The sequence below is a fragment of the Mesobacillus harenae genome (genome assembly GCF_013343715.1).
In the GTDB taxonomy this organism is placed as follows: domain Bacteria; phylum Bacillota; class Bacilli; order Bacillales; family Cytobacillaceae; genus Mesobacillus_A; species Mesobacillus_A harenae.
Map to the genome: position 1 here is coordinate 1 of NZ_JABUNR010000011.1, position 11694 is coordinate 11694.

11 protein-coding genes, 1 rRNA gene and 1 riboswitch are annotated in these 11694 nt (G+C 43.1%); all 12 genes read left to right on the top strand.

The features are described from left to right. Positions 1 to 23: 23 nt before the first annotated feature. The 12 genes from rrf to purM all read left to right on the top strand — a co-directional run bounded on the left by rrf (position 24) and on the right by purM (position 11685). Positions 24 to 139 (top strand): 5S ribosomal RNA (rrf, locus tag HRJ06_RS13915). Between the two features lie 1135 nt (positions 140 to 1274). Continuing rightward, positions 1275 to 1817, top strand: coding sequence for a DUF2179 domain-containing protein (locus HRJ06_RS13920; RefSeq protein WP_197969969.1), 543 nt, complete (start codon positions 1275 to 1277; stop codon positions 1815 to 1817). Then, positions 1814 to 2008 carry an NETI motif-containing protein gene (locus HRJ06_RS13925; protein ID WP_174733553.1) on the top strand — a complete coding sequence of 65 codons (195 nt, stop codon included), beginning with the start codon at positions 1814 to 1816 and terminating at the stop codon, positions 2006 to 2008. Before HRJ06_RS13920 ends, HRJ06_RS13925 begins: the two co-directional genes overlap by 4 nt. Before the next feature lie 87 nt (positions 2009 to 2095). Continuing rightward, positions 2096 to 2197, top strand: a riboswitch (purine riboswitch). Between the two features lie 168 nt (positions 2198 to 2365). Further along, entirely contained in the window at positions 2366 to 2851 is a 486-nt protein-coding gene (gene purE, locus HRJ06_RS13930; protein ID WP_174733554.1) for a 5-(carboxyamino)imidazole ribonucleotide mutase, read from the top strand. Then, positions 2838 to 4001, top strand: a complete 1164-nt coding sequence (purK, locus tag HRJ06_RS13935; protein ID WP_174733555.1) for a 5-(carboxyamino)imidazole ribonucleotide synthase — start codon at positions 2838 to 2840, stop codon at positions 3999 to 4001. Before purE ends, purK begins: the two co-directional genes overlap by 14 nt. Continuing rightward, positions 3998 to 5290 carry an adenylosuccinate lyase gene (purB, locus tag HRJ06_RS13940; protein ID WP_174733556.1) on the top strand — a complete coding sequence of 431 codons (1293 nt, stop codon included), beginning with the start codon at positions 3998 to 4000 and terminating at the stop codon, positions 5288 to 5290. The genes purK and purB overlap by 4 nt, the downstream gene beginning before the upstream one ends. A 104-nt stretch (positions 5291 to 5394) precedes the next feature. Then, entirely contained in the window at positions 5395 to 6114 is a 720-nt protein-coding gene (gene purC, locus HRJ06_RS13945) for a phosphoribosylaminoimidazolesuccinocarboxamide synthase (protein ID WP_174733557.1), read from the top strand. After that, on the top strand, positions 6107 to 6361 hold the full coding sequence (purS, locus tag HRJ06_RS13950) for a phosphoribosylformylglycinamidine synthase subunit PurS (RefSeq protein WP_174733558.1): 255 nt from the start codon (positions 6107 to 6109) through the stop codon (positions 6359 to 6361). The genes purC and purS overlap by 8 nt, the downstream gene beginning before the upstream one ends. Beyond that, entirely contained in the window at positions 6358 to 7044 is a 687-nt protein-coding gene (purQ, locus tag HRJ06_RS13955; RefSeq protein WP_174733559.1) for a phosphoribosylformylglycinamidine synthase subunit PurQ, read from the top strand. Before purS ends, purQ begins: the two co-directional genes overlap by 4 nt. Beyond that, positions 7028 to 9241, top strand: a complete 2214-nt coding sequence (purL, locus tag HRJ06_RS13960) for a phosphoribosylformylglycinamidine synthase subunit PurL (protein WP_174733560.1) — start codon at positions 7028 to 7030, stop codon at positions 9239 to 9241. Before purQ ends, purL begins: the two co-directional genes overlap by 17 nt. Then, positions 9226 to 10638 (top strand): amidophosphoribosyltransferase, encoded by a 1413-nt coding sequence (purF, locus tag HRJ06_RS13965; RefSeq protein WP_174733561.1) that lies wholly within the window; start codon positions 9226 to 9228, stop codon positions 10636 to 10638. Before purL ends, purF begins: the two co-directional genes overlap by 16 nt. Positions 10639 to 10653: 15 nt before the next feature. Then, positions 10654 to 11685, top strand: a complete 1032-nt coding sequence (gene purM, locus HRJ06_RS13970) for a phosphoribosylformylglycinamidine cyclo-ligase (RefSeq protein ID WP_174733562.1) — start codon at positions 10654 to 10656, stop codon at positions 11683 to 11685. The last annotated feature ends 9 nt before the right edge of the window (positions 11686 to 11694 follow it).

An 11694-nucleotide genomic window follows, 5' to 3' on the forward strand; every position in this document is an offset into this window, starting at 1 on the left:
TGAGGGAACAAACCTCAAAATAGTCTGGTGGCGATAGCGAGAAGGTCACACCCGTTCCCATACCGAACACGGAAGTTAAGCTTCTCAGCGCCGATGGTAGTTGGGGTTTTACCCCTGTGAGAGTAGGACGCTGCCAGGCGCACGAAGAACAGCTGATAGAGCTGTTCTTTTTTTTGTTTCTTTGTCCGGAAGGATCAGACAATATTTTGACTATGATAGAAAAAAGAATGTACCAAGATAGAAAGGAAGGAGTCAAGGAAGCAAATTAGAGAGGCCTGGGTGTACGATGTAAACTAGAACTGATCGAACGCGGCTGAGGCAGAGATCCGCCGCTTATTACCGTCAAATGATACAGCCGGAATAGCATAATCCATGGCAGTTGAATCCCTCCCTGTACGGAAAGGCAGATAAAATTTTTGTCAGCGTGGGAATTGTTATGCCAATTGATGTGCTAAAAATGATTTTCGACTACTAGGGGTTTTAGTTGAGGAAGATTTGGCGTTGATGTTGTTAATGATATACAGGGAGGCTGATAAATAAACATTCTTTCTTATCCTTAATTCAGTAACCAGTGATCTATACAACAATAAGCGGAGGATTTACCGTTATACTGCAGAATAGAGCTAGGTTCGGGATATAAGCGGAATCTTTCCCTTTATTTAAGCAATTTTCAGTACTTTTTTCTAGATAAGAGGAATTTCTCCGCTTATTTATCAACCATGCAGATTCCCTTCGCTAGCCTTGCGAGTCCGCTCTTTTATGGTAGAAGTTGAGCAGAATATTGCTGAAGAAGAATTAATGAGTGGCTAATGGACTACCGGGGTACTGAATTTCCATAAGATTGATATAAAAAATGCTTGGAACATATGTCTCCAAGCATTTGTCTTTGCTCATTTACTTACCACTTTGCTTTTTAACGGTAGTGCGAATTACTATACGAATTCGTATTTTTCACTTCAAAACAGAATCAGATATATGATTTTAACAAGCTTTGTAAGCAAGGAGATCACTAATCCCAGGTGATTTCTACGTACGAGATGAAAATAAGAAGAACATAATCACATGAGCATATTAGTAATTTACTTCGTTAAGGGGGAAAATACTCAATGTGCAACATTGGGCTCAATTAGACAATTATGGTTAGTAGTAATAAATTTAGCGATAGTCTTTATAACCATCTCTGTAAAATCACTCCTATGAATGATCAATTTGGTTTACAAACTGTTACTTTTTTGGGAACATTAAAGCCAGTTAAAGGAGAAGGGGCTGACGATTTGCTTGAAAATGGATTAGTTATGGTTGTTATCATATTAGTAATTAATATTGTGTATGTCTCATTTTTTACGATTAGGATGATTCTTACTTTAAAAGGGCAAAGGTATCAGGCTGCATTTTTAAGTACATTTGAAGTAGTAATTTACGTTGTAGGTCTCGGGTTAGTTTTGGATAATTTAAATCAGATTCAAAACTTAATCGCATATGCGCTTGGTTATGGAATCGGAGTTCTCGTAGGAATGAAGATTGAGGAAAAGCTAGCGCTAGGCTATATTACAGTAAATGTTATCACAAAGGAATATGATGCAGATTTGCCAAGGCAGCTTAGGGAAAGAGGGTACGGTGTTACGAGCTGGCCAGCGCAAGGGCTGGAAGGAGACCGGATGGCTATGCAAATTTTAACCCCAAGGAAATATGAATTAAAATTGTACGAGACCATAAAAGATTTAGATCCAAAGGCTTTTATAATAGCATTTGAACCAAAGACAATTCATGGCGGTTTTTGGGTGAAGACAGTCAGGAAAGGAAAGTTGTTTTCATGAGTCAAAAAAGGAAGTTTGAAGTACTTGAAGGTGAAACGATCTCGGAGTGCCTTGATCGCATGGACAAGGAAGGATATACTCCTGTAAGGCGTATAGAAAAGCCGATTTTTAAGGAAGTAGCTAAGGGGAAGGAAACTGAATATGAGCCTGCAGGAAGGCAAATATTCTTTGAAGCGAAAGTAAAAGAGTAGAAAACACGAACGTTTTTTAATTGATATTTGTTAACGTTCGATTTTATGTTGACTATGATGGCTGTAATTGTTAATATGTAAGTGGAAATTATAAACGATTTTTTCCCTCGTATAATAATGGGGATATGGCCCATGAGTTTCTACCCGGTAACCGTAAAACATCGGACTATGAGGGAAAGTAGTGTCAATTTAGAAGGGAATAAGAAGGTTATATCAATGTCTTGCTGATATAGGTTTCTTTGAGCATGCCCGGACAGACTACTTTCTCTTCTGTTTGTAAGAGAAAGCTAGATGTCTGGGCCTTTTTGATTTTGAATGTCAGAGGAATTTTACTAAAGGATTCAAGGAGGTAAATCTATGGCGGAAGTTGCTGTAATTATGGGAAGCAAATCAGATTGGGAGACGATGGGTCATGCCTGTGAAATCCTGGATTCATTAGAAATTCCCTATCTGAAAAAGGTTGTTTCTGCACACCGAACGCCAGATTTAATGTTTGAGTTCGCTGAAGGTGCCCGAAAACAGGGGTTGAAGGTTATCATTGCTGGAGCTGGAGGGGCTGCTCATTTGCCGGGCATGGTGGCTGCCAAAACAACACTGCCGGTTATTGGTGTTCCGGTACAGTCAAAAGCCTTGAACGGACTGGATTCGCTGCTTTCAATTGTTCAAATGCCGGGCGGTGTTCCTGTAGCGACGGTGGCAATTGGTAAGGCAGGAGCCCTGAACGCTGGACTGTTGGCTGCTCAAATGATCGGAGCATTCAAACCTGAAGTGGCTGAAAGACTCGAGAAACTTAGAGCTGAAACGAAGCAATCCGTTCTAGAAAGCAGTGATGAACTTGAATAAAACAGTGATTGTACCGGGGCAAACGATAGGAATTATTGGAGGCGGCCAGCTTGGCAGAATGATGGCTTTTGCTGCAAAAGCCAATGGTTTTAAGGTAGCTGTATTGGATCCAGCAAAAGATTCGCCTGCAGGCCAGACAGCGGATTATTCAATTATCGGACAGTATGATGATTTGTCTGCTGTAAAAAAGCTGGCTGAAGTAAGTGATGTAATTACATATGAATTCGAGAATATTGACGCGAATGCGTTAAATTGGCTGAGTGATCATGCCTATGTGCCACAGGGTACAAGATTGTTAGAAATCACTCAAGACAGGATCTTTGAAAAAAGAGCGATACAACAGGCGGGAGCCGAAGTAGCACCTTATAAAGAGATTCACCAGATTGAGGACCTTTATAAGCACATTAACGGGATTGGCTATCCAGCTGTTCTAAAAACAGCCAGGGGCGGCTACGATGGCAAAGGTCAGCTCATACTAACTGGAGAGCAGGATTTAGCTAACGCTCATGGCCTTTTAGATCAAGGTGCTTGCGTGTTAGAAAAGTGGGTCGCTTTTGAAAAAGAACTATCTGTTATTATATCAAGAAATCCCCAGGGAGAAGCAGCTGTCTTCCCAGTCGGGGAAAACATTCATAAAAATAATATTCTTTATCAGACAATTGTTCCCGCCAGGATTAGCCAGGATGCAGCTCGAAAGGCGATCACACTTGCCACACAGCTGGCTGAGTCTTTGGATTTAACAGGTACGCTGGCAGTTGAGATGTTTTTAACTGCAGATAACGAGATTTATATTAATGAATTGGCACCAAGGCCTCATAATTCCGGACATTATACAATTGAAGCATGTGAAACCTCCCAGTTTGAGCAGCATATCAAGGCTGTCTGCGGATGGCCGCTTGGCAGTACAGAGTTGTTGAAGCCTGCTGTTATGGTTAATATTCTTGGTGATGAACAGGTTGGACTTATTGGTAAAATAAGTGAGTTAAAGGATTGGAAAATCCATCTATACGGGAAGCAAGAAGTAAAGCCGCTCCGTAAAATGGGCCATGTGACTCTGTTGCGCCCAACTGTTGAGGAAGCATTAAATGAAGCAGATCTAAGTGGGATTTGGAACACAGCAAAGGAAAAGATCGGAGGAACAAGTAAATGATAGATCGTTATACCCGCCCTGAAATGGGGGCCATATGGACAGAAGAAAACCGCTTTAAAGCCTGGCTGGAGGTAGAAATTCTTGCTTGTGAGGCATGGGCTGAGTTAGGTGATATACCAAAGGAAGATGTACAGAAGATTCGTGACAATGCCTCTTTTGATGTCGCGCGAATCCAAGAGATTGAAGAAGAGACAAGGCATGATGTCGTTGCCTTTACCCGTGCTGTTTCCGAAACACTTGGAGAAGAACGAAAGTGGGTTCATTATGGATTGACTTCAACGGATGTTGTTGACACCGCTCTTTCGTACTTATTAAAGCAGGCAAATGAAATTTTATTAAAAGATATTGAACGTTTTATAGAAGTACTTAAAAATAAGGCGCAAGAACATAAACATACTGTGATGATGGGCCGTACCCATGGAGTTCATGCAGAGCCGACAACATTTGGCCTTAAGCTTGCTTTATGGCTTGAAGAGATGAAGCGGAACCTGGAGCGATTCAGGACTGCAGCCGAGGGAGTAGAATTCGGGAAAATCTCTGGGGCAGTTGGAACATATGCCAATATTGACCCCTTCGTTGAAAAATATGTTTGTGAAAGACTAGGCCTTCAGGCTGCACCAATCTCAACTCAAACATTGCAGCGGGACCGCCATGCTTTTTATATGTCATCACTAGCGCTAGTTGCAACATCAATTGAAAAGTTTGCTGTAGAAATCCGCGGTTTGCAAAAAAGTGAAACACGCGAAGTGGAAGAGTTTTTTGCTAAAGGCCAAAAAGGGTCTTCTGCAATGCCGCATAAACGTAATCCGATCGGCTCCGAGAATATGACTGGCTTGGCAAGAGTAATTCGCGGTTATATGACAACAGCCTATGAGAATGTTGCCCTCTGGCATGAACGAGATATATCTCATTCCTCAGCAGAGAGAATCATTTTACCTGATGCAACGATCGCACTGAACTATATGCTTAACCGTTTTAGCAATATTGTAAAAAACCTGACAGTCTATCCGGAAAACATGAAGCGTAATATGAATGCGACATTGGGTTTAATCTATTCTCAGCGTGTCCTTCTGACATTGATTGACAAGGGGCTGTCCCGTGAGGAAGCTTATGACACAGTGCAGCCTCTGGCAATGGAAGCATGGGAGAAACAAGTCTCCTTTCGTCAACTGATCGAAGAGGATGATAAGGTAACTAAATTTCTTTCGGCAGCAGAAATTGAGGATTGCTTTGATTATCGTTACCATATAAAGCAGGTTGATGGCATCTTTGAACGGCTAGGCTTATAAGAGCTAAATAAAGAGGGAAGAAGAGTCTTCCCTCTTCCAAATAAAAAAATTGGAAAAAATGCATGCTGAAGATTCCCAATCTTCTATCTATAGGAGGCTTTGTGATGGAGAAGCAAAATCTGCTTTATGAAGGAAAAGCCAAAAAAATTTACACGACAAGCGAAGAAACGATCGTTTGGATTGAATATAAAGATTCAGCGACCGCTTTTAACGGAGAGAAAAAGGCAGATATTCTCGGTAAAGGCCGTTTAAATAATGCGATTACAAGTTTGCTATTCTTGAAGCTTCAAAAAGCAGGAATTGATTCACACTTCATTAAACAGATTTCAGACACAGAACAGCTTGTCAAAAAAGTGAAGGTTATCCCGCTTGAAGTTGTAGTCAGAAATGTGGCTGCCGGGAGTCTTGCGAAGCGACTTGGAATAGAAGAAGGGAAAGAACTCTCAGCCCCCTTGGTGGAATTTTATCTGAAAGATGATAGTCTTGGTGACCCGCTTGTCACTGACGCTCACATTGATGAATTAAAGCTGGCGCCTCTAGAGGAAAGAAACATTCTGATTGAAAAGGCCTTGCAGGTAAATCGAGTTTTAAGCTCCCTATTTGATGGGATGGGTATTCGCTTGATCGATTTTAAACTAGAGTTTGGAAAGGACTTGGAAGGCCGGATTTTACTGGCTGATGAAATATCACCAGACACTTGCCGGCTGTGGGACAAAGAGACAAATGAGAAACTTGATAAAGATGTTTTTCGCCGGGATTTAGGCAGCCTGACAGATGCTTATGAAACCATTTTAGCTAGATTGGGAGGAAAGCAGCATGTATAAAGTAAAGGTATATATCACGTTAAGGGAAAGTGTATTGGACCCTCAGGGAACGGCAGTCAAAGGTTCATTACAAACGCTTGGCTATTCATCTGTAGAAGATGTCAGGATCGGAAAATATTTAGAACTGACACTGAATGAGCGGACGGAAAACATCGATCAGGCTGTTCAGGAAATGTGTGATAAACTGCTGGCAAACCCAGTTATTGAAGATTACCGTTATGAGATTGAGGAGAGTGTTGCACAGTGAAATTCGCTGTAATTGTATTCCCAGGATCTAACTGTGATGTTGACATGTACCACGCTGTTAAAGACGAGCTTGGACAAGAGGCAGAGTATGTGTGGCATGATGCCGAAAGTCTTGACGGCTATGATGGGATTTTACTTCCGGGCGGCTTTTCATACGGTGATTACCTCAGAACAGGTGCCATAGCCCGTTTCAGCAAGATCATGAAGGAAGTCGTGAAGGCGGCGGAAGCAGGGAAACCGGTTCTGGGAGTTTGCAACGGATTTCAGATTTTATTGGAGTCAGGCCTTCTTCCCGGTGCGATGAGACGAAATGAAAGCTTAAAATTCATATGCCGCTCTGTATCTCTAAAGGTGAGGAACAACCAAACGATGTTTACATCTGCTTATGGGCAGGATGAAATTATTCAAATACCAATTGCTCATGGTGAGGGTAACTATTATTGTGACCAAGAAACTCTAGATAAGCTGAAAGCCAATAAACAGATTGTTTTTTCTTATGAAGGAATCAATCCCAATGGCAGCCTGGAAAATATTGCAGGCATTATAAATGAAAATGGTAACGTTCTAGGCATGATGCCTCATCCGGAACGCGCAGTTGATCCGCTTTTGGGCGGAGCAGACGGGCTGAAGCTGTTTAAAGGTATTGTTAAGCAATGGAGGGAAACATATGCTGTTAACGCGTGAACCAGGTCCTGAGCAAATCAAATCATTAAAACTATACAAAGACATGGGTTTGTCTGATGAAGAATTTCAAATGGTAGAAGACATCCTTGGACGGATCCCGAATTATACTGAAACTGGTCTTTTTTCTGTAATGTGGTCAGAACATTGCAGCTATAAAAACTCAAAACCAGTTTTAAAGAAATTTCCAGTCACAGGTGAGAAAGTGCTTCAAGGACCGGGTGAAGGTGCTGGAATTGTCGACATTGGAGATAACCAGGCGGTCGTTTTTAAAATTGAAAGCCATAATCACCCATCTGCAATTGAACCTTTTCAGGGGGCAGCAACAGGGGTTGGCGGTATCATTCGGGACGTCTTTTCTATGGGAGCAAGACCAGTTGCGCTTCTTAATTCGCTGAGATTTGGGGAACTTTCTTCCCCAAAGGTGAAATATCTTTTTAAGGAAGTAGTAGCTGGGATTGCTGGCTATGGGAACTGTATCGGAATCCCTACGGTTGGCGGTGAGGTTCAATTCGACGCATCATATGAAGGGAATCCGCTCGTCAATGCAATGTGTGTGGGAATTATTGACCATAAGGATATAAAAAAGGGGCAAGCACATGGGGTAGGTAACCCTGTCATGTACGTTGGTGCCAAGACAGGTCGAGATGGAATCCACGGTGCAACCTTTGCTTCAGAAGAATTGAATGAGCAATCCGAGGATAAGCGTCCGGCTGTTCAGGTTGGCGATCCGTTTATGGAAAAGTTGTTGTTGGAAGCATGTCTGGAATTAGTTCAGTGTGATGCATTAGTAGGAATACAGGATATGGGCGCGGCCGGACTGACCAGTTCATCAGCAGAAATGGCCAGCAAGGCGGGAATGGGCATCGAAATGAACCTTGATAAGGTTCCCCAACGTGAAACCGGAATGACAGCATATGAAATGATGCTGTCAGAGTCTCAGGAGCGGATGCTAATTGTCGTAGAAAAGGGCCGGGAACAGGAAATTATTGATATTTGCTCCAAGTATGATTTGGATGCTGTTACGATCGGCCTAGTAACAGATGATAAGCAGCTGCGTTTGATTCATAACGGGGAAACAGTCGCTGAGGTGCCGGCAGATGCTTTGGCAGAAGAAGCGCCTGTTTACCATAAGCCTTCAAGTGAGCCTGAATATTTCCGTTTATATCAGGAGATGCCAAATGAAACACCAGGTGTAGCCGATTATCAAGAAACCTTACTTTCACTTTTGAAGCAGCCGACGATTGCCAGTAAAGAATGGGTTTATGATCAATACGATTATATGGTCCGCACTAATACAGTAGTAGCACCTGGATCTGATGCTGCAGTTGTCAGAATCCGCGGGACTAAGAAAGCACTAGCAATGACAACTGACTGTAACTCACGTTATATTTACCTTGATCCGGAAACAGGCGGAAAAATTGCAGTGGCCGAGGCTGCTAGAAATATCATTTGTTCCGGCGGAGAGCCATTGGCAATAACGGATTGTTTAAATTTTGGCAATCCTGAAAAGCCTGAAATTTTTTGGCAGCTTGAAAAAGCGGTCGACGGAATGAGCGAGGCTTGCCGCAAGTTGAATACACCGGTTATCAGCGGTAATGTATCCTTATATAACGAGACTAATGGGACAGCTGTTTATCCAACACCGGTTGTTGGGATGGTCGGGCTAATTGACGACATCAGCCATGTAACAACACAGTCATTTAAACAGGAAGGCGATTTCATTTATCTTCTGGGTGAGGCTGCTGATGAATTTGGGGGCAGCGAGCTGCAAAAGCTTGTCCATGGGAAGATCTTTGGAAAAGCACCTATGCTTAATATAGAAAAGGAAGCTGAGCATCAGCGCCAAGTTTTGAATTCGATTAAAAAGGGACTAATATCTTCAGCTCACGATGTGGCCGAAGGTGGATTAGCAGTTGCTCTTGCAGAGTCGCTAATCGGCACTGGGATGGGCGCAAGGGTTGCTCTAAGCGGTGAGTCAACTTCTGCACTCTTTAGTGAATCACAATCCCGTTTTCTTTTATCAGTAAAAGAAGAAAACCGTGAAGAATTCGAAAGCTTATCAAGTGCTGTTTTAATTGGGAAAGTGACAAGTGATCCTCAATTACAAATAATGGTTGAAGGAAACCAGGTTATCAGTCTTCCCGTCGAGGAGCTGAAAAAAGCCTGGAAAGGGGCTATTCCATGCTTGCTGAATTAAAAGGATTAAACGAAGAATGCGGATTGTTTGGGATATGGGGTCACTCTGACGCAGCACAAATTACGTATTATGGTTTGCATAGCCTCCAGCATCGCGGCCAGGAAGGCACTGGCATCGTTATTAAAGAGGGCAATGAGCTAAAAGGAACGAAGGGTGAGGGCCTGGTTACAGAGGTTTTCACTACCGAAGTTATGCAAAAGCTAAAAGGGAGATCTGCAATTGGCCATGTTAGGTATGCAACTGCAGGAGGCGGGGGTTATGAAAATGTTCAGCCTCTGCTGTTTCATTCGCAAAATGGCAGTCTTGCCCTTGCACATAATGGCAATTTGGTTAATGCAAACGCCCTGAAGAATCAGCTGGAAGCCCAGGGAAGCATCTTCCAGACAAGCTCGGACACGGAGGTTCTTGCCCACTTAATTAAGCGAGGCGGTTACTCTAACATTAAAGGTCTTGTCCGGAATGCTTTAACAATGCTAAAGGGGGCCTTTGCGTTTCTGATTATGACTGAAACAGAAATGCTGGTCGCCCTTGATCCGAATGGCCTTCGCCCCTTGTCATTAGGTAAAATTGGTGATGCTTATGTTGTAGCTTCTGAAACGTGCGCCTTTGATATTGTTGGAGCGGAGTTCGTTCGAGACATTCTTCCAGGAGAGCTGCTGGTCATTAACGATTCGGGCATCCATTCGGAAATGTATTCACTTCATACTAATACTGCCATTTGTACCATGGAATATATTTATTTTTCACGTCCGGACAGCAATATTCACGGGATTAATGTTCATACAGCCAGAAAAAGCTTAGGAAAACAGCTTGCCGCAGAAGCGCCGATTGAAGCTGACGTAGTGACCGGAGTGCCAGATTCGAGCATTTCAGCAGCGATCGGATATGCTGAAGCGACGGGCATTCCCTATGAAATGGGCCTAATAAAAAACCGTTATGTTGGCAGGACTTTTATCCAGCCTTCCCAGTCATTGCGCGAACAGGGTGTGAAAATGAAGCTCTCTCCTGTCAGGGGAGTAGTGGAAGGCAAGCGGGTAATCATGGTCGACGATTCAATTGTCCGCGGCACAACGAGCAGGAGGATTGTCTCAATGCTGAGGGATGCAGGAGCAACAGAGATTCATGTAGTAATTAGCTCACCACCTATTCAAAACCCATGCTTCTACGGTATTGATACCTCCTCCAAGGAGGAACTTATAGCCTCAAATCATTCTGTTGAAGAGATTAGGGAACAGATTGGCGCAGATTCGTTAACTTTTTTAAGTGTTGCCGGTACAATTGAAGCTATAGGCCGAACTGATGCAGGCGAAAATCGCGGCCATTGCCTCGCTTGTTTTACTGGAAGGTATCCAACCGAAATTTACCCGTCAGAGCTTCAGTCGGCGGAAAAATGCTAATTAGGAGGCATCTTCATGGCAAATGCGTATAAGCAAGCTGGAGTCGATGTAGAGGCAGGCTATGAATCAGTTGAACGAATTAAAAAGCATGTGAACCGGACGGCCAGGCTAGGTGTTTTTGGTGGATTAGGCGGATTTGGCGGTAATTTTGACCTTTCAGCCCTTCAGCTTAAGGAGCCTGTTCTTGTCTCCGGAACAGACGGGGTCGGCACAAAACTGATGATTGCCTTTATGTTAAATAAGCATGACACAATAGGCATTGATGCTGTGGCCATGTGTGTAAACGATATTGTTGTCCAGGGAGCAGAGCCACTTTATTTTCTTGATTATATTGCCTGCGGAAAAGCAGAGCCTGAGAAGATCGAGCAAATTGTTAAAGGGATTGCTGATGGCTGTCAAATGGCCGGCTGTGCTCTTATTGGCGGAGAAACTGCAGAGATGCCAGGAATGTACGATGAAAACGAGTATGATCTGGCCGGTTTCACGGTCGGAGCATGTGAAAAAGGCGAACTAGTGTCCGGAGTTGATATTAAACCTGGTGACGTTCTGGTTGGGCTCGCTTCCAGCGGTATTCACAGCAATGGCTACTCACTAGTCCGTAAAATATTTTTTGAGAAGGGCAGCTATACAGCGGACCAACATATTGAAGAGCTGGGCTGTACACTTGGCGAAGAACTGCTTAGACCGACAAAAATTTATGTAAAACCAATTTTAGCCGCGCTAAAAAGTTATAACATAAAAGGAATGGCTCACATCACTGGGGGCGGATTTATTGAAAATATTCCAAGGATGCTCCCTGGTGAGCTTGGAGCTTTACTTGACGAAGGAAGCTGGGAAATGCCTGCCATATTCCCACTTATGGAGAAGGCTGGAAGCTTGAATCGGCAGGAAATGTACAATATCTTCAACATGGGCATTGGAATGGTTTTAGCGGTTGATCAAGCTTCAGCGGATGGACTTGTCAGCTTTCTTAAGGAACATGGGGAAAAAGCCTATAAAATCGGGAAAGTAACTACCGAAAAAGGTATTAAAATTTCTAACATCTAAATCGGAGGC